The organism is Thauera sp. 28, from assembly GCF_000310145.2.
GTDB lineage: Bacteria > Pseudomonadota > Gammaproteobacteria > Burkholderiales > Rhodocyclaceae > Thauera > Thauera mechernichensis.
Genome location: NZ_AMXA01000010.1, coordinates 58,094 through 81,273, shown reverse-complemented (window position 1 = coordinate 81,273; position 23,180 = coordinate 58,094). Strand labels below are relative to the sequence as shown.

At 66.9% G+C, this 23,180-nt stretch carries 19 protein-coding genes and 1 tRNA gene; 13 read left to right on the top strand and 7 right to left on the bottom strand.

The window, feature by feature from the left end:
* The first annotated feature begins 171 nt into the window (after positions 1-171).
* The gene (locus C662_RS09515) at positions 172-1,824 is read left to right on the top strand and encodes an ArnT family glycosyltransferase (protein WP_002927958.1); all 1,653 of its coding nucleotides are present in this window, start codon (positions 172-174) and stop codon (positions 1,822-1,824) included.
* Positions 1,825-1,833: 9 nt separating this feature from the next.
* Here the strand turns inward: C662_RS09515 and orn are convergent, their stop codons facing one another.
* The gene (orn, locus tag C662_RS09510) at positions 1,834-2,382 is read right to left on the bottom strand and encodes an oligoribonuclease (RefSeq protein WP_002927955.1); all 549 of its coding nucleotides are present in this window, start codon (positions 2,380-2,382) and stop codon (positions 1,834-1,836) included.
* A 220-nt stretch (positions 2,383-2,602) separates the two neighbouring features.
* On the opposite strand from orn, the gene C662_RS09505 reads away from it, so the two are divergent.
* Together C662_RS09505 and rsgA are read left to right on the top strand one after the other, a co-directional pair.
* Positions 2,603-3,850 carry a M48 family metallopeptidase gene (locus C662_RS09505; protein WP_002927951.1) on the top strand — a complete coding sequence of 416 codons (1,248 nt, stop codon included), beginning with the start codon at positions 2,603-2,605 and terminating at the stop codon, positions 3,848-3,850.
* Between the two features lie 113 nt (positions 3,851-3,963).
* Entirely contained in the window at positions 3,964-4,866 is a 903-nt protein-coding gene (gene rsgA / locus C662_RS09500; RefSeq protein ID WP_002927946.1) for a ribosome small subunit-dependent GTPase A, read from the top strand.
* Positions 4,867-4,909: 43 nt separating this feature from the next.
* Here rsgA and C662_RS09495 read toward each other — a convergent pair whose 3' ends face one another.
* Together C662_RS09495 and C662_RS09490 are read right to left on the bottom strand one after the other, a co-directional pair.
* Positions 4,910-5,824 carry an alpha/beta fold hydrolase gene (locus tag C662_RS09495; RefSeq protein ID WP_002927943.1) on the bottom strand — a complete coding sequence of 305 codons (915 nt, stop codon included), beginning with the start codon at positions 5,822-5,824 and terminating at the stop codon, positions 4,910-4,912.
* Between the two features lie 83 nt (positions 5,825-5,907).
* The gene (locus C662_RS09490) at positions 5,908-8,268 is read right to left on the bottom strand and encodes a DNA internalization-related competence protein ComEC/Rec2 (protein ID WP_002927940.1); all 2,361 of its coding nucleotides are present in this window, start codon (positions 8,266-8,268) and stop codon (positions 5,908-5,910) included.
* Between the two features lie 175 nt (positions 8,269-8,443).
* Between C662_RS09490 and C662_RS09485 the strand changes: the two genes are divergently transcribed.
* A complete protein-coding gene (locus tag C662_RS09485; RefSeq protein ID WP_002927936.1) occupies positions 8,444-9,007 on the top strand; it encodes a DUF2062 domain-containing protein in 564 nt (187 codons plus the stop codon).
* Positions 9,008-9,036: 29 nt separating this feature from the next.
* Here the strand turns inward: C662_RS09485 and lolD are convergent, their stop codons facing one another.
* Both lolD and C662_RS09475 read right to left on the bottom strand, forming a co-directional pair.
* Positions 9,037-9,735, bottom strand: coding sequence for a lipoprotein-releasing ABC transporter ATP-binding protein LolD (gene lolD, locus C662_RS09480; protein ID WP_002927935.1), 699 nt, complete (start codon positions 9,733-9,735; stop codon positions 9,037-9,039).
* A complete protein-coding gene (locus C662_RS09475) occupies positions 9,728-10,984 on the bottom strand; it encodes a lipoprotein-releasing ABC transporter permease subunit (protein ID WP_002927934.1) in 1,257 nt (418 codons plus the stop codon). The genes lolD and C662_RS09475 overlap by 8 nt, the downstream gene beginning before the upstream one ends.
* 208 nt (positions 10,985-11,192) lie before the next feature.
* Between C662_RS09475 and C662_RS09470 the strand changes: the two genes are divergently transcribed.
* Positions 11,193-13,193 (top strand): GGDEF domain-containing protein, encoded by a 2,001-nt coding sequence (locus C662_RS09470; protein ID WP_002927933.1) that lies wholly within the window; start codon positions 11,193-11,195, stop codon positions 13,191-13,193.
* Here the strand turns inward: C662_RS09470 and C662_RS09465 are convergent.
* Complete coding sequence (locus tag C662_RS09465) at positions 13,190-15,271, bottom strand: YgiQ family radical SAM protein (protein ID WP_002927932.1); 2,082 nt, start codon at positions 15,269-15,271, stop codon at positions 13,190-13,192. The genes C662_RS09470 and C662_RS09465 overlap by 4 nt on opposite strands.
* A gap of 258 nt (positions 15,272-15,529) precedes the next feature.
* On the opposite strand from C662_RS09465, the gene C662_RS09460 reads away from it, so the two are divergent.
* The 8 genes from C662_RS09460 to C662_RS09425 all read left to right on the top strand — a co-directional run bounded on the left by C662_RS09460 (position 15,530) and on the right by C662_RS09425 (position 21,855).
* Positions 15,530-17,917, top strand: a complete 2,388-nt coding sequence (locus C662_RS09460; protein ID WP_002927929.1) for a Tex family protein — start codon at positions 15,530-15,532, stop codon at positions 17,915-17,917.
* 47 nt (positions 17,918-17,964) lie between these two features.
* Positions 17,965-18,318 (top strand): ArsC family reductase, encoded by a 354-nt coding sequence (locus C662_RS09455; RefSeq protein WP_002927927.1) that lies wholly within the window; start codon positions 17,965-17,967, stop codon positions 18,316-18,318.
* Between the two features lie 46 nt (positions 18,319-18,364).
* A complete protein-coding gene (gene hslO, locus C662_RS09450) occupies positions 18,365-19,240 on the top strand; it encodes an Hsp33 family molecular chaperone HslO (RefSeq protein ID WP_002927924.1) in 876 nt (291 codons plus the stop codon).
* A 116-nt stretch (positions 19,241-19,356) separates the two neighbouring features.
* Positions 19,357-20,118, top strand: coding sequence for a septum site-determining protein MinC (gene minC / locus C662_RS09445; protein WP_002927923.1), 762 nt, complete (start codon positions 19,357-19,359; stop codon positions 20,116-20,118).
* A gap of 32 nt (positions 20,119-20,150) precedes the next feature.
* Complete coding sequence (gene minD, locus C662_RS09440; RefSeq protein WP_083485749.1) at positions 20,151-20,963, top strand: septum site-determining protein MinD; 813 nt, start codon at positions 20,151-20,153, stop codon at positions 20,961-20,963.
* Between the two features lies 1 nt (position 20,964).
* Positions 20,965-21,225: a cell division topological specificity factor MinE gene (minE, locus tag C662_RS09435; RefSeq protein ID WP_002927916.1), complete on the top strand. Its 261-nt coding sequence runs from the start codon at positions 20,965-20,967 to the stop codon at positions 21,223-21,225.
* Between the two features lie 9 nt (positions 21,226-21,234).
* A tRNA-Leu gene (locus tag C662_RS09430) sits at positions 21,235-21,319 on the top strand.
* Between the two features lie 71 nt (positions 21,320-21,390).
* A complete protein-coding gene (locus C662_RS09425) occupies positions 21,391-21,855 on the top strand; it encodes a DUF1178 family protein (RefSeq protein ID WP_002927914.1) in 465 nt (154 codons plus the stop codon).
* A gap of 19 nt (positions 21,856-21,874) precedes the next feature.
* Here C662_RS09425 and C662_RS09420 read toward each other — a convergent pair whose 3' ends face one another.
* Positions 21,875-23,038, bottom strand: coding sequence for an alkaline phosphatase family protein (locus tag C662_RS09420; RefSeq protein WP_002927913.1), 1,164 nt, complete (start codon positions 23,036-23,038; stop codon positions 21,875-21,877).
* Positions 23,039-23,180: the final 142 nt, after the last annotated feature.

The following is a 23,180-nucleotide window of genomic DNA, read 5'->3' as shown; positions in this document are numbered from 1 at the left end:
TCGGCTGCCTTTTTTGTGTCCGGCGCATACACAAGCGTGGCGCCCAAAGCCCCGGCGCAGCAGCGCTGCACCGTCCTGGCGGGCGTAGCGGGCGTTGCGCCCGCACCGCACCCTCAGCCCACGCTGCCGGCATGTTTGCCATGCAATACAACTCACCCGCACAATGCGCGCATGATTCGCGAGCCCGCCACGCCTACCCTGTTCCAGCGCCGCATCTATGGCACCGTCGGCCTGACCGTGCTGATCGCGGCTTACCTGCTTGTCGGTCTCACCGTGCACGACCCCTGGCGCGGCGACGATGCGCGCTATTTCGGCCCCGTGCTGAGCATCCTGCAGGGCGAGTCAGCGCTGTTCCCGATGCTGGCTGGCGAGCCACTGACAGACTATCCGCCACTCTACTACTGGGTGGCAGCGGTGTTTGCCGCATTGGCTGGCGATCTGCTCACGGCACATGGCGCTGCACGCCTTGCGAGTGCGCTATTCGTCGCAATCGCCATTTTCTTCACCGCCCGCGCGGCAGAATCCCTCCACGGTCGGTCCAGTCGCACGCCAGCGGCCCTGCTTGCGCTCGGTACGCTCGGTCTCGTCCTGCATGCCCATGAGACTCAGCCTTTGCTGGCGGTGTTCGCCATGCTCGCACTGACGCTGAGCGGTCTGGCCGAACTGCCGCGGCGCCCCCTCGCCGGCGGCGTCACGGCCGGGCTGGGCAGCGGCCTTGCCTTCCTCGCCGGCGGCCTCGGCGGGCTCTTGATCACAGCGCCCTTGATGATGCTGGCGCTACTCAGCGCCGAATGCCGCCAGCCACGCGCCAGCGGCGGACTGCTTGCCGGTCTGTGCCTGATGCTGGCCGTGTCGGGTGCCTGGCCACTTGCCCTGCACCTGAACGCCCCCGAACTGCTCAACCTGTGGCTGGGTGCCGAATGGCTGAGGCTGTCGGCCGCAGCACTCGCCGTCGCGGAAACACCCCGCCTGCTCGAACTCGTCGGCTGGTTCCTGTGGCCGCTGTGGCCAGTCGCACTGTGGGGGCTGTGGCGCGCCCGCCGCCACCTCACTTCTCTGCCCGCCCTGCTGCCGGTGCTCAGCCTCGCGCTGGGCCTGGGCTGGGTGGTCCTGTCCGGCGACCTGTCGCAGGCCAACCTGCTCGCCCTGATTCCAGGTGCCGCCTTGCTCGCGGCAGTGGGGGTCGTGCAACTGCGTCGCGGCGCAGCGAGCGCCTTCGACTGGTTCGCGCTGATGAGCCTGGCAGTATTCGGGATCCTGGTCTGGCTGGCGTGGAGCGCTCAGGCATTCGAGTGGCCGCCAGGGCTTGCCCGCCACGTTGAGCGCAATGCGCCCGACTTCGTCCTGCCACAGGAACAATACCGCCTGATCGCAGGCGTGGCGATCACTGCGCTGTGGATCCTGCTCGTGGCGCGCCTGCCACGCAGCATCTCGCGAGCGCCTGCCAACTGGGCAATCGGCCTGGTCATGCTGTGGAGCCTTGCCGTGGTCCTGCTGATGCCGTGGTTCGACCATGGGCGCAGCTACCGCGGTGTGGTGCAATCGTTGGATATCGCCGTCCAGGGCGAACGCAGCGAACGGCCACTGAGCTGCATTGCCACCACCGGACTATCCGACGCGATGCGCACCTCGATGGACTATTACGCCGGGCTGCGCGCCGAACGTATCGTCGCAGGCAGTACGCCGTGCCCGCTGCTGCTGGTGCAGCTCGAGCGTCGCGAGGGCGCCGTCGAGCTCGCGCCCGAATGGGAGACAGTGTGGGAGTTCCGCCGTGGCGCCGGCAAGCGCCAGGAGAACTTCAGGCTGTTGCGGCGGAGGGAGTAAGACCGCTGCTCAGTCCAGGCGCAGGAAGTGATCGCGATAGTGGCGCAACTCGGCAATCGATTCGTGGATGTCAGCCAGTGCGGTGTGTGTGCCGGCCTTCTTGACGCCCTCGTACACCTCCGGGCGCCAGCGCCTGGCGAGCTCCTTGACTGTGGACACGTCGAGGTTGCGGTAATGGAACCAGGCCTCCAGGCCCGGCATCCAGCGTGCAAGAAAGCGACGATCCTGGCACACCGAGTTGCCGCACATCGGCGAACTGCGCGCCGGCACCCATTGCTGCAGAAATTCCAGCACCGTAGCCTCGGCCTCCGCCTCGGACACGGTCGATGCCCGCACCCGCGCCGTGAGGCCGGACTTGCCATGCGTGTTGCGGTTCCATTCGTCCATGCCGTCGAGCACGCTGTCGGGCTGGTGAACGGTGATCACCGGCGCCTCGGCGATGGTCTCGAGCTGCTCGTTGGTGAGCACGATGGCGATCTCGATGATGCGATCGCGATCGGGTTCCAGGCCGGTCATCTCCATGTCCAGCCAGATAAGGGTCTTGGGGTCCTGTGCCATAATCGATGCGCCCTGTCGGTGCGTTGCCACGAAACAATCAAGGGGGCGATTGTGTCACAGTTCGCATGACTCGCTGCACCCACGGCTCGCCTTGGCTGCCGCAATCGCAGGAGCGCCAGCCCGTGTTTCGAAGCTGGCGCCCCGCACCCCATGGCCGAACGCCCAGTCCTCGGCAGCAGGCCCGTTGTTCAACAGTCACCCTCGCCTCCCCTGACCACCGATGAATGCATTCACCGCCCTCTTCGTCTGCGTCCTGCTGCTCGGCCTCGCCGCGCGGCTGGCACTGATGCAGCGCCACAGGCACCACGTGCAGGCACATCGCGATCGCGTGCCCGAGGCCTTTGCCGATGCCATCCCGCTCGCCTCACACCAGCGTGCGGCCGACTACACGGCAGCACGCGTCGGCCTCGGCATGCGCGACGCAGTGGCAGGCGTGGTGCTGGTCCTGGTGCTGACACTGGGCGGCGGACTGCAGTTCATCCATGACGCGTGGGCGCCGCTGCTCGGTGCCGGCAGCCTGGCGCACGGTGTCGCCCTGCTGGCGACGCTGGGTGTGCTGGGCTGGCTGGTGGACCTACCCTTCGTGCTCGCACGCACCTTCGGCATCGAGCGACGCTTCGGTTTCAATCGCATGACCCCGCGCCTTTTCGTCACCGACACTGTCCGCCAGGGCGCACTCGCGGCCTTGATCGGCCTGCCCGTGCTTGCGCTGCTGCTATGGCTCGCGGGCGCAATGGGCGAACTCTGGTGGCTGTGGGTGTGGGCCTTCTGGCTCGGCTTCAACCTGCTGGCGATGATCATCTGGCCCACCTTCATCGCGCCTCTCTTCAATACCTTCACGCCGCTAGCCGACTCCGCGCTCAAGGCACGCGTCGAAGCCCTGCTGGCACGTTGCGGCTTCCAGTCCAAGGGGCTGTTCGTGATGGACGGCTCACGGCGCTCGGCGCATGGCAATGCCTATTTCACCGGCTTCGGTGCCGCCAAACGCATCGTCTTCTTCGACACCCTGCTCGCCAAGCTCAACACAGACGAAGTCGAAGCCGTGCTCGCCCACGAACTCGGACACTTCCGTCACCGCCACATCATCAAGCGCCTGGCCGTGCTTGCACCGACCAGCCTGGTCCTGCTCGCCCTGCTGGGATGGCTCGCGAGCCAGCCCTGGTTCTTCACCGGACTGGGGACTTCGGCAAATGACATGGCGACCGCACTGGCCCTGTTCTTCCTCGTGCTGCCTGCCTTCACCTTTCCGCTCGCGCCGGTGCTCAGCCACATGTCGCGCAGGCACGAGTTCGAGGCCGACGCCTACGCGGCGAAGCAGACGCGCGCATCGGATCTCGTCGCAGCGCTGGTCAAGCTCTACCGCGACAATGCCTCGACGCTGACGCCTGACCCCCTGTATTCGCGCGTGTTCGACTCGCACCCGCCCGCGGTGCTGCGCGTGGCGCGCCTGCAGGCATTGCCGCACTGAATCGTGGACCTCCTGGCCGAGGGCGAATACCATCGCGCCCGGTTCCACAACAAGCACAGCGACAGGTTCGAGTGAGAAAACGCGTCCGGCCCGGCGGTGGCCAAGAACATGGGGTGGATGGCGTGATCGTCGCCGCCTTTGGCCGCCACTACGAAATCGACACGCCCGAAGGACGCCTGCGCTGCTATCCACGCGGCAAGAAGAGCAGCTTTGCCTGCGGCGACGAGGTGCAAGTCCTGCCCGGGGGTGACGGCCAGGGCGTGATCGAGACGCTGAGACCGCGCCGCAACCTGTTGTGGCGATCGGATGCCTTCCGCGAAAAGCTGATCGCCGCCAACCTCAGCCACATCGTCATTGTCGTCGCAACCGAGCCGGGCTTCTCGGATCTGCTGGTGTCGCGCTGCATTGCCGCCGCCGAGAGCCAGGAAATCACGCCGCTGGTGGTCCTCAACAAGGCCGACCTGCATGAACGTTTGCCTGCTGCACGCGCCCAGCTGGAACCCTTCGCGCGCCTCGGCTACGAGGTGATCGAGGTTTCGGCCCTGGAGGGTGCGGATGTGCTGCGCAAGCGCCTCGCAGGATTGCGCGCGATCTTCGTCGGCCAATCGGGCATGGGCAAGTCCACCCTGACCAACGCGATTGTCCCCGAGGCCAATGCCGCCACTCGGGAAATCTCGGCCGCGCTCGACTCCGGCAAGCACACCACCACCTTCGCCCGCCTCTATCCACTACCGCCGGCACGGGCCGGCGAGCCTGCCGGCTGGCTCATCGACAGCCCTGGGCTGCAGGCTTTCGGGCTTGCGCACCTTTCAGCCGAGGACCTCGCCGAAGCCTTCGTCGAGTTCCGCCCTCATCTAGGCCAATGCCGCTTCCGCGACTGCCGCCACGAGGCAGAGCCAGGCTGTGCGCTGCGTGCCGCCCTCGAGTCCGGAGCAATCCACCGCCGACGCTGGGAACATTACCGCAGCATTCGCGAAGAGATTGCCGCCGCACGTAGGCTCAATCCGGGCTGGTAGTCCTGACGGGAGCGGCCCCGGGCTGGCGCGGCGGGCCTGATGATCAGGCTTCGAGCAGAAAGCCCCGCACCACCTCGATCTGCACCGGATCCATCAGCATCGGCGCGTGCCCCACCCCGGTGAATTCGACGGTGCGCGCCCGCGGCCCTCGCGTACCCATTGCCTCGAAGACGTCGGCCGCGAGCAAATCGGACTGCGCACCACGCAAGGCCAGGGTCGGGCAGCGCACGCCCTCGTACACAGGCCACAAGTCGATATCGGCATCGATCGGCCCGGCGCGGAAGGCATCGCCCAGCCCTGGGTCATACACAAAGGCGAAGCCACCGCCTTCGCCGCCAACCGGCCGTACCGAGTATTGCGTGAGGTGGCGCCATTGCGCGTCGCTGAGCGGTCCGAACGGCGCGCTTACCTCGCGGATGTAGGCCTCGGCCGCCTCCATGGTCGGAAAGCGCGGCGTCATGCCGACGTACTGAGCAATGCGCTCGAGCGCCACGCGGGTGATGACGGGACCGACATCGTTGAGCACCAGGCGGCTGATCGGCGTATGCGGCTGGCTGGCGAGCAGCATGCCGATGATGCCGCCCATCGAAGTACCGACCCAATGCACCTCCTCGACATCCAGGCGCGCGATCAGCGTCACCATGTCCGCCACGTACACGGGAAAGCCGTAATCGGACTTGACCCCCAGCCAGTCGCTGCGCCCGCGCCCAACCACGTCAGGACAGACGACGCGGTAGTCGTCGGCCAGCACGCGCGCCAAGTCGTCGAAATCGCGGCCGTTGCGCGTCAGTCCGTGGACGCAGAGCAGTACGCGCGGGTTGGCGGGGTCGCCCCATTCGGTGTAGGCCATGCGGTGCAGGCCATGCGGCCCGAGGCACTGCACACGACGCTCGCGCAGGTTGTGCCGCGAACCTGCACCGAGGGAGGACGCGGCGAACAGGGGGCTCGATGTAGTCATGGCAGCAGGCAGATCCCGTGTTATCGGCAGTGACCCAAGTCTAGCCCGAATGCGACTGAGGCTGCGACTGTCGCTGACGGCACTCAGCGCCCATGCCAGTATCGCGTCCGTTCGGTGCGCTCCGCCCTGATGCGGACGCGCTCGCCGCCACGCGCCGGGAACGCCGCCGTCACCGCGCCCTGGCTGTCGGTACGCCAGTTGCGTGTCCCCGCCTGCGTCCAGCGTGCCAACACCTCGGGATGCGGATGACCGAAGGCGTTACGCCGGCCCGCCGAATGGATCACGTGCTCAGGCGAGGTCGCTGCCACGAACGCCTGCGAAGACGAACTGCGGCTGCCATGGTGAGGACTCAGTACCACGTCGCTCTCCAAACCCTCGCGCTCGCGGGCGATCAGTTGTGCCTCCGCGTTGCGTCCGATGTCGCCGGTAAGCAAGAGCGCGCCCCCGGGGCCAAGCACTCGCAGCACGCAGGAGTTGTCATTATCGTGGCGTGACGAGCCAGCAAGCGCCACCTCACCGCCCGGATGCAGTACCTCGAAACGGACGCCATCCCATTCCCATGCCTGGCCGCGCTGGCAACGCCGCGCCGTACCCGCCGCGCCGGCCTGGGCTGCCCAGGCCGCTCCCCAGCGCGCATCAGCGTCATGTGGACCGGCAAGCACGGTGCCCACCGACATCGCCTCAAGGAGGCTCGAAGCACCGCCGACATGATCGATGTCATCGTGTGAAAGCACGAGCAGATCGAGCGCGGCAACGCCGTGCGCGCGCAAGTAGGGCAGGATGACACGGCTACCCGCGTCGGCGCTCATGCCGTAAGCAGGACCGGCATCGAACAGCATGTCGTGGCGGTGTGTCTGTACATGCACCGCCAAGCCCTGGCCGACATCGAGCGTGCGGGCTACGAAAGCACCCGGCTCCGGCCGCGGGGGTGCCCACAACGCCAGTCCGGCAAGCAGCGCCGGCGCCGCCAGACGCCCGGGCGTCGCGCGTGGCAACAACAGCATGGCGACGGCGAGCGCCCCAGCGGCAATCAGCCATGGCGGCGGCCGGGCCTGCTCCCAGAGCGCGTGTTCGAGCTCGGCAAGCGGCCGCACGACATCCATCATCATCACGGTGGCGCCATGTGCCAGGACGAACAGGCCATCGACCGGCACGATCAGCGCGAGCAGCACGAGCGGCGCGATCACGAAGCTCACCCCCGGGATGGCGACCAGATTGGCCAGCGGCGACACGAGCGGGAAGGACTGAAACAGGGCGAGCAGCGCAGGCGCCAGCGCAAAGCTGATCGCCAACTGCACGCGCAACGCGGCGCGCCATCCCGAAGGCGGGCGGACGCGACCACCGAGCACGGCCAGGATGATCGCCACCGCCGCAAATGACATCCAGAACCCGGCCGACAGCACGGCCCACGGGTCGGCCACCAGCACCACCAGCAGCGCTGCCGCCAGCACGCGCGAAGCTGCCAGCCTGCGGCCGGAAAGCAGCGCCAGTACCGCCACCGCCAGCATCAGCCAGGCCCGCAGCACCGGCAGGCCAAGCCCGGCCAGCAGTGCATAGGCGCTTGCCCCCGCAAGGGCTGCCAAGGCGCGCGCCTTGTGTACTGGCAGACGCAACGCCAAGCCCGGAGCCCGCCGCCACGCCAGGCTGCACAAGCCGCCACACAGCAAGCCGACCAGGCTGACGTGCAGCCCCGACACCGCCACGAGATGGCCAATGCCGGTATTGCGGAATACGGTCCAGTCGGCCTCTGCAATTGCGCGCTGGTCGCCCACGGCCAGTGCGGCGAGCACGCCTGCATGCTCGCCCTCCGGCAATGCGGCGAGAATGCGTTCGCGCACGACCCCACGCTGACGGTGCACCCATTGCATTACACCGCTTGGCGCGGCGTCGAGCAATTCGGCATCCGCACGTACGTAGCCGGTCGCACGAATGGCGCGCTCGAGCAGCCAGCCCTCGTAGTCGAAACCATGCGGATTGGCAAAACCATGCGGGGGCCTGAGGCGGACCACGAAGTGCCAACGCTCGCCGGCCTGCAAGGCCGGAAGGGGGTTCGGCGCACGATGGTTTTCGTACCACGACAACTGGATGCGAGCGGGCACACCTTCCGGCGCGGCGTCGGGCTCGAACACGAATCGCCAGCCGCCGGCCAAGGGTTGCGGCAAGCCGGTGATGCGCCCCGCCACCGAGATATCCTGCCCTTCCAGCGTGTGGGCGAGGGCATCGGCCATGCGCCACTCCGCACGCTGCGCCGCCCACGCGAACCCCGTCGCACATGCCGTCGCCACGACACAGGCAGCGATGGCGTAGCGCCCCGCCCAGCCCCTGGCGCTCGCGCCGAACAGCGCCCCGAGCAGCACGCACGCAAGTGCAATGCCCGCCGCTGCAGGCCCGGCATCGAGCGTGCTGCGGGTTTGAAGCAGGCACACGCCTGCCAGGAAACCCAACGCAACCATCCTCATGACATCGAATGATGCCAAAAGCATTGCCTGCTGCCTATCCGCAGCGAAACCTGTGGTGACAATCGGCAGCCCACATCAGCCGGGACACAAGGGCCCGGACGGCTGCCGAACTGCTAGACTGCGCCGCCGTCCAGGAACCCTGCGCCAGCAAGACAAGTCCATGCGCAAGCGACTCAAGCGCCTCCTGCCCGATCACCAGACCATCAGCGCGAACCGCTGGCTGCGCCCGTTCGCATCCACCCTGCTGCATCCGCGCCTGTGGCACCTGAACCGCCATTCCGCCGCAGGCGCGGTAGCCGTGGGCCTGTTCTGCGGCCTTGTCCCCGGCCCGCTGCAGATGCTCAGTGCTGCGCTCTTCTGCGTGGCCTTTCGGGTCAATTTGCCGCTCGCCTTGCTGACGACGCTCTACACCAACCCGATCACCATCGTGCCCCTGTATGTGCTGGCCTTCGGGATCGGCAGCCTCATCACTGGCAACGGGGACATTGCGTTTGCTCCACCCCCCGAACTCGCCAGCCTGAACCCGGCGACCTGGATCAGCGATCTGCTCGCGTGGACGACAAGCCTGGGCAGACCCCTGTTCATCGGCCTGGTGGCACTCGCGGCGGGCTTGTCGATCGTGGGCTACCTGGGCGTGCGCTGGAGCTGGCGCTACTGGCTTTTGCGCCAGTGGGCTCAGCGCAAAGCCCGGCGCGCAAGAACGGGAGGCGCCGCTCCGCGCTGAGCACGGCAGCAGCGCCTCCCGCGACGGCACTATTCGAGCCGGCCATCACTCAGCCGCAAGGTGCGCTGGGCGCGTGCGGCGAGCGCTTCATCATGGGTGACGATGACGAAGCTGGTCGAGAAGCGCTCATTGAGCGACAGCATCAGCTCGAACACCGCACCCGCAGTTCGCCTATCGAGGTTGCCTGTCGGCTCGTCGGCGAGCACGCAGGCCGGCTCGCTCACCAGGGCGCGAGCGATCGCCGCACGCTGGCGCTCGCCACCGGACAGTTCGCCCGGCGCGTGATCGAGGCGATGACCAAGACCGACCTCGGTGAGCATCCTGGCCGCCCGCGCCTCGGCCTCCTCGCGGGCGATACGGCGGACGTAAAGCGGCATGGCGACATTCTCCAGCGCGCTGAACTCGGGCAGCAGGTGATGAAACTGGTACACGAAGCCCAGCGCAGCGTTGCGCAACCGGCCACGCGCCGTTTCCGACATGCCCGAGAAATCCTGCCCCATCAGGCTGACCTTGCCCGCACTGGGTACGTCCAGCCCGCCGAGCAGATGCAGCAGCGTGCTCTTGCCCGAACCCGAGGCGCCGACGATGGCGACGCGCTCGCCACGCTCGATGCGCAGATTCACGCCGTCGAGCACTTTGACCGCATCGGCACCTTCACGGAAGTGTTTGCTCAGGCCTTCGCAGGCCACCACCGACGAAGCCGCCGGCATCATCACGGGATCACTCATAGCGCAGGGCCTCCGCCGGGTTCACCCGTGACGCGCGCCAACTAGGGTAGATCGCCGCCAGCAGGGTGAGTACAAAGGACACGGACACGATGCTGACCACGTCGGACGTCAACACCTTCGATGGCAACTCGTCGATGTAATACACCTCCTTGTTCCACAGCGTAGCCCCGGTCACCGTCTCGAGCGCGGGGATCACCACATCGAGGTTGCCGGCGATGGCAAGCCCGCCAGCGACGCCGGCCAGCAGACCGACGACACCGATGATCGAGCCCTGGAGCACGAAGATGGTCATGATCGAGGCCGGGCTCGCACCCAGAGTGCGCAGGATGGCGATGTCGGCATACTTCTCCTGCACTGCCATGACCAGCGTGGATACGATGTTGAAGGCGGCCACCGCGACGATCAGGAACAGGATCAGCGTCATCATCGTCTTCTCGAGCGCGACGGCGCGGAAGAAGTTGGCATGGCTGCGCGTCCAGTCAGCCACGATCAGCCCGGGCTCGCTGATCATCAGCGCCAGCTCGCGGGCCACACGCGGCGCGGCAAACAGATCGTCGAGCTTGAGCCGCACGCCACTCACCGCATCACCGAGCCGATACAGCGCCTGGGCATCGGCGACATGCACCAGGGCAAGGCCGGAGTCGTATTCGTACATGCCAGCCTCGAAGATGCCCACCACCTCGAACTGCTTGACGCGCGGTAGCACCGCGGCTGGAGTGACCAGCCCCTGAGGCGCGATCAGTGTCACCTTGTCGCCCAGTTGCACGCGCAGGGCAAATGCAAGGTCGCGCCCGAGCACGATGCCGAAGCGCCCGGCTTGCAAGGCGTGGAAGTCGCCACTCTGCATGTAGCCGCCGAAGTCGGCCACCTTGTCTTCCTCGCTCGGAATGACCCCGCGCACGACGGTGCCGCGTACTGCATCGTCGAAGGACAGCATGCCCTGCTCCTGCACGTAGGGCGCGGCCGCGCGCACCGAAGGATGCTGCATGCTCTCCTCTGCGACCTGTTGCCAGGTCTCCAACCCCTCGCCGCGGCTCTGCACCTGGATATGGGAGGCAACCCCCAGGATGCGGGTGCGCAACTCCTCCTGGAAGCCGTTCATGACCGACAGTACGACGATCAGGGCCGCAACCCCGAGCGCGATGCCAAACATGGATACGAACGAAATGAAGGAGATGAAACGGTTGCGCCCCTGCGCGCGCTTGCGCGAGCGCGTGTAGCGCATGCCCACGAGAAATTCATAACGCATGGAATTCAGGTATCCTCAGCCCGGTTCGGACAAGCCCGGCATTGTGCCCGCCCTTGGCCTGCAGCGCGACACCAAAGCGCATGCGAATGTAAGTCGGGGCACTTGCCGCCAAGCCCGGCAGCGCTGCAGCCCGCCGGCCACGACGCTGGCAGGCGCCCGAAATTCGTGAAACACTGATCGGTAACGACAGCGCAGGAAACGTCGCCCCATGCCGCCAGAAGCGAATGCTCCGCAAGGCCGCACCCCGGGACTGCTCGACCGCAGTGCCGCCGCGTGGCTTGCCTTGGGCGTGAGCTGTGCGCTGACCATCGCACTGGCGCAGTACGTGGCTACCCATCTCGACACGCGGGCCCAGGACCGCTTCATGATCGGCACGGAAGTGGCGCGCAACCAGCTCCTGTCGCGCATGCGCGCCTACGAGCAGGTCTTGCGCGGTGGCGCGGCGCTGTTCGCGGCGAGCGAGCATGTCGACCGCAAGGAGTGGCACGACTACGTCGCTGCACTCGACCTCGACGATGGATTGCCAGGCATCCAGGGCATCGGCTTTGCCGAGCTGATCCCTGCATCCAGGCTCGATGAGCACCATGCCGCAGTGCGCAGCGAGGGCTTTCCGGGCTACAGCGTCCACCCGCCGGGCGCGCGCGACCCCTACACGAGCATCGTCTACCTCGAGCCCTTCATCGACCGCAACCTGCGTGCCTTCGGCTACGACATGTACTCAGAGCCGGTGCGGCGCGAGGCGATGTCGCGCGCGCGCGACAGTGGCCAAGCCGCGCTATCGGGCAAGGTGACGCTGGTCCAGGAGGACGGCCGGAACACTCAGCCCGGCTTCCTGATCTATCTCCCCGTTTTCGATCGCCAGATCGACACCCGTGATGTCGTGGGGCGACGGACCGCACTGCTCGGCTATGTCTACAGCCCATTTCGTGCGCACGACATGATGCGCAGCATCTTCGCCGACGGCCTGCGCAACGCCATCGTCGAGCTCTTCGACGACCACCCCGACGACGCCAACCTGCTGTTCGCCTCTGCCCCAGCGCGCCACGACGCACGTCACACGGTGACGCATGCGGTGGAGGTCGGCGGCCGCAACTGGGTGGTGCGCTTCAGCAGCACGGCGGCTTTCGAGGCCGACTCCCAAAGTGCGGAACCGATGTTGATCCTCGTCGGCGGCTCGGCACTAGGGGTGCTGCTGTTCACGGTATTGCGTACCAACGCACTCCACCGTCGGCGCATGCAGGCCGCGGCGAACAGCCTTGCCGCCAGCAGGGACGAGTTCCGCGCCCTGGTCGAGAACGTACCTGGCGTGGTCTTCCGCTGCCAGGTCGGCGCCCCCTGGCCCGTGATCCACATCGGCCAGAGCGTCGAGGCGCTGACCGGTGCCACGGCGGATGAGTTCGTCTCCGGAGCGGTGTCTTTCGCCGACTTCATCGAGCCCGAGGACATCCCTCGCATCGAGCAGGCCATCCGCGACGCCGCGGACAAGCAGACGAGCTACGAGGTGGAATACCGCATGCTCGGTCGTGACGGAGCGGTGCGCTGGGTCAGCGAGCGCGGGCGGGTGCACGCCGATGCGCTGGGTCGAGACCTCTGGCTCGATGGGGTGATCGTCGACATCAGCGCGCTCAAGCACGCCGAGGAGACCATGCGCAGCCTCGCCTTCGTCGACACGCTCACCCAACTCCCCAATCGCCGCTTCCTGCTCGACCGGCTACGGCAGGGCCTTGCAAACAGCCGGCGCCACGGCCACCACGGCGCACTGCTGTTCGTCGACCTCGACCACTTCAAGGCGGTGAACGACGCCCACGGCCACGAAGCCGGCGACGAGTTGCTGTGCGAGGTTGCCAGCCGCCTGCGCCAATGCGTACGCGAGGGCGACACGGTCGCACGCCTGGGCGGGGATGAATTCGTGATCATGCTCGAGGACCTGGGCGACTCCAGCACGGAGGCCTTTGCCAAGGGCACCGTCATCACCGACAAGATCCTCGCCGCGCTGAACCAGCCTTTCGAAGTGGGCTCCGCGACGCTCCAGAGCACGCCAAGCATCGGCCTGACCTGCTTCAGCGGCGAGGACGACAGCGCCGAGTCGCTGCTGCGCCGGGCCGACGCTGCGATGTACCGCGCCAAGGCGGGCGGGCGCAACCGCGTCGAGACCAGCGCGGCATCGGCACTCGCACTGCCAGGCGGCCAAGGAAGCGCCCGCTCCTAGCGCGCCCCCCGCCGGTCAACGGCCTTGCGGCCTTTCGCGGACGATCGGCACGTCCCGGGTGCCGGCTTGCGCGTTGCAACGCTCGCCTGGTTGGCAACCGGCTGATGCCGCGGCACAAGGCAGTTGGGCCCGTTGCCGATGAGTTCAGCGCGCCCCATGCGCATCAGGCCTTCGCGCAGGATCGGCCAGTTCTCCGGGTCGTGCCAGCGCAGGAAGGCCTTGTGCAGCTTGCGGATCTTGCCAGCACGCGCGGTCTCGACCACTTCGGAGTCGGCCGACACCTTTTTCAGCGGGTTCTTGCGCGAGTGATACATCGTGGTCGCCATCGCCATCGGCGTGGGCAGGAAAGTCTGCACCTGATCGAGGCGGAAGTTGTGCTTCTTCAGCCATAGCGCCAGGTTGAGCATGTCCTCGTCGGTCGTCCCCGGATGGGCAGCGATGAAGTACGGCACCAGGTGCTGCTTCTTGCCAGCCTGCGCCGAGAACTTCTCGAACATGCGGGCGAACTCCTCGTAGGCACCGATGCCCGGCTTCATCATCTTGGCGAGGGTGTTCTCCTCGGTGTGCTCGGGCGCAATCTTGAGCAGGCCGCTGACGTGATGGGTGACGAGTTCCTTGACGTACTCGGGCGAGCGCACTGCCAGATCGTAGCGCAGGCCCGAGCCGATGGTGATGCGCTTGACGCCGGGCACGGCGCGCGCCTTGCGGTAGAGTTCGACGAGCGAGCTGTGATCGGTGTTCAGGTTCTCGCAGATGCCCGGGTACACACAGGACAGGCGTCGGCAGTTTTCCTCGATCGCCTTGCTCTTGCACGCCATCCGGTACATGTTGGCCGTGGGCCCGCCAAGATCGGTGATGTGGCCCTTGAAGTCAGGCGACTTGTCGCGGATCTCCTCGATCTCGTGGATGATCGATTCGTGCGAGCGGCTCTGGATGATGCGGCCCTCGTGCTCGGTGATCGAACAGAAGGTACAGCCACCGAAACAGCCGCGCATGATGTTGATCGAGAACTTGATCATGTCCCAGGCCGGGATGCGGGCACTGCCATAGCTCGGGTGCGGCGCACGCGCGTAGGGACGACCGTAGACGAAATCCATCTCGGGCGTGGTGAGCGGCACCGGCGGCGGGTTGATCCACACGTCACGCGCGCCCGGCCCCTCGCCATGACACTGCACCATGGCACGCGCGTTACCCGGATTGGACTCGAGGTGGAACACCCGCGAGGCGTGCGCGTACATCACCGCATCGTCCTTCACCTGCTCGTAGGACGGCAGGCGGATTACCGTGTGGGCACGGTCGGCGCGGCGTGCGGCGACACGCTCTGCTGCGGGTACGATGCGCACCGGCTGGGCGCCGTCCGCCGTCGGCCTGGGCGCAGCCGCCGCCGGCTCCATCGCGTAGGGGTCGGGGTGAGTGTCGATGCGCCCTGGCCGGTCCAGCGCCAGTGAATCGGTTTCATGCCACTCGTCGGACGGGCGCCAGCCCGGCTTGACCATGAAGGCGGTGCCGCGCAGATCGCGAATCGAGTCGATCGCCTCGCCCGCCGCCATGCGCTGGGTGAGCGCCACCAGCGCACGCTCGGCATTGCCGAAGAGCAAAATGTCGGCCTTGGCGTCCGGCAACACCGAGCGCCGCACCTTGTCCGACCAGTAGTCATAGTGCGCGATCCGGCGCAGCGAGGCCTCAATGCTGCCAATGACGATCGGCGTACCCGGGAAAGCTTCCCGGGCGCGCTGCGCATAGACCGTCACCGCGCGGTCGGGCCGCTTGCCAGCCTCGGCATTCGGCGTGTAGGCGTCCTCGGAGCGGATCTTGCGGTCCGAGGTATAGCGATTGACCAGCGAATCCATGTTGCCGGCGGTGATGCCGAAATACAGCCTTGGCCGGCCCAGCGCACGGAAGGGCTCGGCCGACTGCCAGTCGGGCTGGCTGATGATGCCGACCCTGAAGCCATGGGCTTCGAGCAGGCGCCCGACAAGGGCCATGCCGAAACTGGGGTGGTCGATATAGGCATCGCCCGTCACCAGGATCACATCGCATTCGTCCCAGCCGAGCGCGTCCATTTCCTTGCGCGACATGGGCAGGAAAGGCGCGGCGGCGCCACTTTCGGCGGCGGGCAGAATGCTGGGAGCGCCTGCGGGCAAGGCGGGCGGAGGGGCAGCAGGAGGCAGGGAGCGAACTGTTTGACGCATGATGGGCGCCATTGTATCGACACCCGGCCACGCTGGCCGCAATCACGCCCACACAATCACGCAATCGCGGTTGATCTTCGCGCGCTGCCTGTTGCACTATCCGGCCCCTCCCCCTCTCCAGCGCCTAGAGGCCGTATTCCGCCCATGCTTCCCCCGATCGAACATCGCATCGCCGACGAGCTCGGTGTCTCACCGCGCCAGGTCATCTGCGCAGTCCAGCTCCTCGATGACGGCGCCACCGTGCCCTTCATCGCCCGTTACCGCAAGGAAGTCACCGGCGGCCTGGACGACACCCAGCTGCGCACGCTGGAGGAGCGACTTGGCTATCTGCGCGAACTCGAAGACCGGCGCGCTACCGTGCTCGCGTCGATTGACGAGCAGGGCAAGCTCACCGCCGAACTGCGCGCCGAGGTCGAGCACGCCGACACCAAGCAGCGCCTCGAAGACCTCTACCTGCCCTACAAGCCCAAGCGTCGCACCAAGGCCCAGATCGCGCGCGAAGCCGGCATCGGCCCGCTTGCCGAAGCCCTGCTCGCCGACCCCACCCTGACGCCCGAGGCCGAGGCGGGGAAATACCTGAATGCCGAGGCTGGCTTCGCCGACACCAAAGCGGTGCTCGACGGCGCGCGCCAGATCCTGATGGAGCACTTTGCCGAGGACGCCCGCCTGCTCGGCGAGCTGCGTGGCTGGCTGCACGAACACGGACAGGTACGATCGAGCGTGATTGAGGGCAAGGAGAACGAAGGCGCCAAGTTCCGCGACTGGTTCGACTTCGCCGAGCCGATTGCGACCATGCCCTCGCATCGCGCACTGGCGCTGTTGCGCGGGCGCAACGAGGGCGTGCTGCGCCTTGCACTCGACGTCGACCGCGACGACCCCGACGCCCCGCACCCCTGCGAGGGGCGCATTGCGGTGCACTTCGGCATTCGCAACCAGGGCCGACCGGCCGACCGCTGGCTCGCCGAGACTGCACGTTGGGCGTGGAGCGTAAAGATCTCCATCCACCTCGAGCTCGAGTTGATGAGCGAGCTGCGCGAGCGCGCCGAGGAAGAGGCGATCCGTGTCTTCGCGCGCAACCTCAAGGATCTCCTGCTTGCAGCACCGGCCGGCACGCGCGCAACCATCGGCCTCGACCCGGGCATTCGTACAGGGGTCAAGGTCGCGGTGGTCGATGCCACCGGCAAGGTGGTCGACACGTCCACCGTGTATCCCTTCGAGCCGCGCCGCGACCGCGAGTCCTCGATCGCCACCATCGCCGCGCTGGCGAAAAAGCATGGTGTCGAGCTGATTGCCATCGGCAACGGCACGGCCTCGCGCGAAACCGACGCGCTGGTCGCAGAACTGATGAAGCGCTACCCCGAGCTGCGCCTGACGAAGATCGTGGTATCCGAGGCCGGCGCATCGGTGTATTCGGCCTCGGAGCTCGCCGCACGCGAGTTCCCCGAGCTCGACGTCAGCCTGCGTGGTGCCGTCTCGATCGCCCGTCGCCTTCAGGATCCGCTCGCCGAACTGGTCAAGATCGACCCCAAGTCGATCGGCGTCGGCCAGTACCAGCACGACGTCAACCAGGGCCGGCTGGCCAAGAGCCTGGATGCGGTGGTGGAAGACTGCGTGAACGCGGTCGGTGTGGACGTCAATACCGCCTCGGCGCCGCTGCTCGCACGCATCTCGGGGCTCAACGCCACGCTGGCCGGCAACATCGTCGAGTATCGCAATGCCAAGGGGCCGTTCCGCAGCCGCAACGCGCTCAAGGACGTACCACGCCTCGGCCCCAAAACCTTCGAGCAGGCCGCGGGATTCCTGCGCATCCCGAGTGGCGACAACCCGCTCGACGCCTCGTCTGTGCACCCGGAGGCCTACCCGGTGGTCGAGCGCATTCTCGCCAAGGTGCAGAAAGGCGTGCGCGAGCTGATGGGCAACGGCAGCTTCCTCAAGAGCCTGAAGCCGGCGGAGTTCACCGACGAGCGCTTCGGCCTGCCCACGGTGCAGGACATCCTCGCCGAGCTCGAGAAACCCGGCCGCGACCCGCGCCCCGAGTTCCGCACCGCCTCCTTCCGGGAGGGCGTGGAAACGCTCAAGGACCTCGAGCCCGGCATGCTGCTCGAAGGCGTGGTCACCAACGTGACCAACTTTGGCGCCTTTGTGGACATCGGCGTGCATCAGGACGGCCTGGTCCACATCTCCGCGCTGTCGAACACCTTCGTCAAGGACCCCCACAGCGTGGTCAAGGCCGGCCAAGTCGTAAAGGTAAAGGTGCTCGAAGTGGACATCCCGCGCCATCGCATCGCCCTGACCATGCGGCTCGGGGACGAAGCGACGCCCAGGCGCAACGAGCCTGGAGCAAGACGGCACGACGCCACGCCACGCCGTGGCGACAGCGCCCCGGCGATACGCGCCGACCAGCGCCCCCGCACCAATGACGGCCGTCGTGCCCCCGCCCAGGACAAGACGGCTGGCCGCCAGGACGCATCACGCGCAGCGACCGGCAACGCCCTTGCCGATGCCTTCGCCCGCGCCCGCAACGGCAAGTAGTCAGGACCGCGCCGCCGCACGCCACCCTCAGAGCACTGATTCAGGACATGAAACCGATCATCCACGGCATCAAGAACTGCGACACCATGAAAAAAACCTTCGCCTGGTTCGATGGCGAGGGCATCGCATATGCGTTCCATGATTACAAGAAGGTCGGTATCGACACCGCAACGCTGACCCGCTGGTGCGACCGCCTGGGCTGGAAGGCCCTCGTCAACACACGTGGCACGACCTGGCGCAAACTCTCAGCCGAACAGCAAGCGCTTGCCGACACCGCTGCCGCAATCGCGCTGATGCAGGCCCAGCCCAGCCTGATCCGCCGCCCGGTGGTCGAGTTCGCCGACGGCGAACTCGTCGTCGGTCTCGATACCGCAGCATTCGAGCACCTCGCCCGACGCTGAACAACACAGCCCCTGCATGCGTGCAGGGACAACGGAATACCGACTGATGAATGCCCTTCCCCCAAAAAGTTACGTCCAGCGCTTCCTGCTGGAAGAACTCGACATCCGCGGCGCCGTGGTCCGTCTGACCGACGTCTGGCAGGCCCTGCAGCGCGAGCGCGGGTATGCGCCTGCCGTGGCAAGCCTGCTCGGCCAGATGACTGCCGTGTCTGCCGTCATCGCCGGCAACCTCAAGCAGCCCGGGCGGCTGACCTTCCAGGTCAACGGCCATGGTCCGGTCAGCCTGCTCGTCGTCGACTGCAATGAATCGCTCAACCTGCGCGCCTACGCCAAGGCCGACGCCGTGCCTGCCTCGGTGGCCCTCGACGGCGGGGTCGCCGACCTGGTCGGAGACGGCCGCCTGCAGCTTTCGCTCGACATCCCCGGCCTCGATCAGCCCTATCAGAGCCTGGTCCCGCTCGAAGGCGACAGCATCGCCCGCTGCTTCGAGAACTATCTCGCCCAGTCGGAGCAACAACCCGCAGGCCTCTGGCTGGCCTGCTCGGCGGACGCCGCCGTCGCGCTGTTCGTCCAGAAGCTGCCCGGCGCCGACGAACGCGACGCCGACGGATGGGCACGGGTGCAGCATCTGGCACAGACCGTGCGCGAAGACGAACTGCTTGGCCTGGAGGCCGAGGAGATCCTGCGCCGGCTGTTCGCCGAGGAGACCGTGCGCCTGTTCGAGGCTCGGCCGGTTCGCCACGACTGGCCTGCCGACCCTGCCAAGGTGGGGGCCATGCTACAGGGCCTGGGCGAGCAGGAGGTTCGCGCAATGCTCGCCGAACACGGAGAGATCGTCGTCCACGACGACCTGTCGAACCACACCTACCGCTTCGATGCGGACGACATCGACGCACTGTTCCGGCCGCCGACCCTGCACTGACGGCACACAACGCGTGGGCGGCGGATCAGGCGACACCCACGACGCATGCACCGTACGCGCTTGCCCGATGGCCTGAGCATCAGTACACTTCCTTGATTTTGAAGAACGTTCAGTCCATGCCCGCGCCCGCCCGCCCGATCGAGTTTCGCAACACCACGCTGGGCGCCACCGTCGCCGTGCTGCAGGCCGCAGAGCCCACCGTCCTCGCCGACGCCCTGCACAAGATGCTCGGCGGCATGCCCGACTTCTTCAACGGCGAGGCGGTCGTGCTCGACTTCGGCAGCCTGCGCGACGGCCCCGAGCGCATCGACTGGGCGGGCCTGCAGTCCCTGCTGCGACGCTACCGCCTGCAGCCGATCGGTACCTGCCGGCTCGCCGAACACCACCACGCCGGCGCCCGCCAGGCCGGACTGGCGCTGCTGGACGCCGCCCTGCTTCCGGAACGGCCGGCCGCAGAGCCGGCGCGCCAGCCCGAGCCTGCGGCAGCGCCTGCCTCCCAGCCCGCTGCTCAGCCGGCTGCGTCGCCCAGCCCCGCGCCGACATTGTTTGTCGACCGGCCGCTGCGCTCGGGCCAGCAGGTCTATGCACGCGGCGCCGACCTGGTCCTGCTCGGGGGCGTGAGCCCGGGCGCCGAGGTCATCGCCGATGGCAGCATCCACTGTTACGGCCCCTTGCGCGGGCGCGCCATCGCGGGCGCCCAGGGCGACCACTCGGCTCGCATCATGTCCAGCAATTTCGGGCCGGAGCTCGTCTCGATCTCTGGCGTTTTCCGTACGTTCGAACGCGGCATTCCCGAATCCATCGCAGGCCGTCCGGCCATGGTGCGACTGACGGGCAGCGACCATCAACTCAACATCGACGCGCTGCAGCTCGGCTGAGCCAGCGCATTGCATCAGACCAAGGGGATAGCGTGAGAGTCATCGTCGTAACCTCAGGCAAGGGCGGTGTGGGCAAAACCACCACCAGCGCAGCCTTCGCATCCGGCCTCGCCCTGCGCGGCTACAAGACCGCAGTGATCGACTTCGACGTCGGCCTGCGCAACCTCGACCTCATCATGGGTTGCGAGCGGCGGGTGGTGTACGACCTCGTCAACGTCGTCAATGGCGAAGCGCGCCTGAACCAGGCGTTGATCAAGGACAAGCACTGCGAGAACCTCTTCGTTCTCCCCGCCTCGCAGACCCGTGACAAGGATGCGCTGACCGAGGAGGGTGTCGAGAAGGTGCTGCAGGAACTCGAGCACATGGGCTTCGAATACGTGGTGTGCGACTCCCCGGCCGGCATCGAGCGCGGCGCCGTGATGGCGCTGACGTTCGCCGACGAGGCCATCGTGACCACCAATCCCGAGGTTTCCTCGGTGCGCGACTCGGACCGCATCCTCGGCATCCTGCAGTCCAAGTCCAAGCGCGCACGCGAAGGCGGCGAGCCGGTGAAGGAGCACCTGCTCATCACCCGCTACTCGCCCAAGCGTGTCGATGACGGTGAGATGCTTTCCTACAAGGACGTTCAGGAACTGCTGCGGGTCCAGCTCATCGGCGTCATCCCCGAGTCCGAGTCGGTGCTGCACGCCTCCAACCAGGGCACTCCCGCCATCCATCTCAAGGGTACGGACGTGGCCGAGGCTTATTCCGACGTGGTCGGCCGCTTCCTGGGCGAAGACCGTCCGCTACGCTTCGTCAATTACGAGAAGCCGGGCCTCATCAAGCGTCTGTTCGGAGGCAAGTGACATGTCCTTCCTCGCCCGCCTCTTCGGCGAAAAGAAGAAGACCGCGGAGATCGCGAAGAACCGCCTGTCACTGCTGATCGCCCACGAGCGCGCCGGCGGCAGTGCCACGGCCGATTTCCTCCCTGCGCTCCAGCGTGAGCTCATCGAGGTCATCTCCAAGTACGTCGCGGTGAACCCCGACGACATCAAGGTGCAGCTCGAGAAGCAGGACAACTACGAGGTGCTTGAGGTCAACATCGTGCTGCCCGAACAGGGCCGCTGACGCGACAACGCCCGGATGGTGAAACTGGTAGACACAAGGGACTTAAAATCCCTCGCCTCATGGCGTGCGGGTTCGATCCCCGCTCCGGGCACCATTTACCACAGCTGAAGTCCATGCACTGCGGCCCGGATAGGGCCTGCACCCTCTTTTCGCTGGACGCCCGCCTTGATCGTACTGAATCTGTCCTGTCCCGATGAGCACGTATTCGAAGGCTGGTTCGCCTCCAGCGCAGCCTTCGAGGATCAGCTTGCCCGCGGTCTGGTGAGCTGTCCGATCTGTAGCAGCCGCGGCATCTGCCGCCTGCCCAGCGCCCCCTACGTGCAGACCCGCACGTCCATGCCCGGCACACGCAAGCCAGTTGGCAACGATGAACATGCTGGCCAACCTGCAAGCGCTGCCTCCTCGCCACCCTCACAAGTGATTGCGCAGGTTGTCCATGCCCTGCGCAATCTGGCGCGCGACGCCGAGGACGTGGGCGAGCGCCTGCCGGAGGAGGCGCGGCGCATCCACTACGGCGAAGCCGAGGCACGCAACATCCGCGGAGCCGCATCACGCGACGACGTCGAGGCGTTGCTCGACGAAGGCATCATGGTGTTACCCGTACCCGTCAAGGACGACGATCTGCACTGAAGCGCAGTCGCCGCTGCACTCAGGTGCAGGCGACAATTCGCGGCACTCGCATCTCGTCCGCGGTCAGGCCACCGTGGACACCAATGAGCGCATAAGGCGTCTCGCCTTCGACCTGATCGACGATGGTGCATCCGGGCTCCATCAGCAACACGTGCGTCCCCACCCGCTCCAGCAGGCGAGAGTGCGCCTCACCCGGCCCGAGCAGGCCGGCAGCGAGGCAATCGTGGGCGCGAATCGCAACCGCCTTGCCGGCCAGCGCCGTGCCTGCCCAAGCCTCGAACTCGTCGCCAGCCCCTTCCCGAACCTTGCAGAAAGCCAGGCGGCGCTCGCCAAACAAGGGTGCGGCGAGCATCGCCGCAGACTCGCTGCCCGGCGCGATATCCACCCGACCAGCGGCAGGCGCGTCGATGAAGCCATGGTCAGCCGTCACCACCAGATGCACGCCACGCCCCGACAGGCGATCGAGCAAGCTTGCGAACAGTGCATCGAGCCGCCAGAAACAGGCTTGCACATGCGCAGACCGACAGCCATGAAGATGGCTCAAAGCGTCGAAGCCCGGGTAGTAGGCGTGGACGAGGCCACCACTGGAGGCCAGGGCATCGACCATGTCGATGATGCGCTGGCCGAAATCCTCGATGCCATCGTAGGGCTCGATATGGGCGCCGCGGCCGTGATGCAGCGAGAAACGCGAGTAGGCAATCTCGGCAGGCGACACCAGATTGACGGGGCGGCACGCGTGGTGCCACATCGGCGCCACCGGACACAGGCGTGGCAGCAGGCGGAACGCAGAAATCTCAGGCCCGCCCCGGTGCAGCAGCGGCAGCGGCGCGATCACCCCCCCGAAGCGACGGTCGTGGATGAACCAGCCGTTCAGCCCATGGACCGCCGGCGCGACCCCAGTAAGCAGCGTGGTAAGCGCGCTCGCAGTCGTGCTCGGAAAGACCGAGCTCATGCTGCCACGCCGATACGCGAGCAGCGTCGAGCCCGCGCCCACGGTGTTGAGAAAGCCGTCGCCCAAGCCATCGATGACGATCACCACCACCGTGCTGCTCGCGCCGGGCTCGACACCACCATGGTGCCAACCGGCACGGAGGTCATGCAGCCAGGTGCGCAAGCCGGCGGCGAAGCCGTACAAGCCTTCGTCGCCGTAGTCGGGAAGAACGGCCGCGGTAGGCAGGGGCAAGGATTCAGGTGCTGTCCGGGCACGCGTGGACAACGCCGCCCTGCGGTCGCAACCTGCATGAGGGTTGGTCACCAGAGCATTCCAAGTCGATGATGCGGAGATGCATTGTAGCCAATGGCTGCACGGAAACCTTGCACAAGGC

Bases quoted from the DNA above. Each gene is read 5' to 3' on its own strand.
- hslO (WP_002927924.1), top strand. From the start codon at position 18,365: ATGAATGCCCTTCCCCCAAAAAGTTACGTCCAGCGCTTCCTGCTGGAA.
- lolD (WP_002927935.1), bottom strand. From the start codon at position 9,735: ATGAGTGATCCCGTGATGATGCCGGCGGCTTCGTCGGTGGTGGCCTGC.
- C662_RS09455 (WP_002927927.1), top strand. From the start codon at position 17,965: ATGAAACCGATCATCCACGGCATCAAGAACTGCGACACCATGAAAAAA.
- C662_RS09475 (WP_002927934.1), bottom strand. From the start codon at position 10,984: ATGCGTTATGAATTTCTCGTGGGCATGCGCTACACGCGCTCGCGCAAG.
- minE (WP_002927916.1), top strand. From the start codon at position 20,965: ATGTCCTTCCTCGCCCGCCTCTTCGGCGAAAAGAAGAAGACCGCGGAG.
- C662_RS09515 (WP_002927958.1), top strand. From the start codon at position 172: ATGATTCGCGAGCCCGCCACGCCTACCCTGTTCCAGCGCCGCATCTAT.
- orn (WP_002927955.1), bottom strand. From the start codon at position 2,382: ATGGCACAGGACCCCAAGACCCTTATCTGGCTGGACATGGAGATGACC.
- C662_RS09505 (WP_002927951.1), top strand. From the start codon at position 2,603: ATGAATGCATTCACCGCCCTCTTCGTCTGCGTCCTGCTGCTCGGCCTC.
- C662_RS09460 (WP_002927929.1), top strand. From the start codon at position 15,530: ATGCTTCCCCCGATCGAACATCGCATCGCCGACGAGCTCGGTGTCTCA.
- C662_RS09465 (WP_002927932.1), bottom strand. From the start codon at position 15,271: ATGTCGCGCAAGGAAATGGACGCGCTCGGCTGGGACGAATGCGATGTG.
- C662_RS09470 (WP_002927933.1), top strand. From the start codon at position 11,193: ATGCCGCCAGAAGCGAATGCTCCGCAAGGCCGCACCCCGGGACTGCTC.
- C662_RS09485 (WP_002927936.1), top strand. From the start codon at position 8,444: ATGCGCAAGCGACTCAAGCGCCTCCTGCCCGATCACCAGACCATCAGC.
- minC (WP_002927923.1), top strand. From the start codon at position 19,357: ATGCCCGCGCCCGCCCGCCCGATCGAGTTTCGCAACACCACGCTGGGC.
- C662_RS09495 (WP_002927943.1), bottom strand. From the start codon at position 5,824: ATGACTACATCGAGCCCCCTGTTCGCCGCGTCCTCCCTCGGTGCAGGT.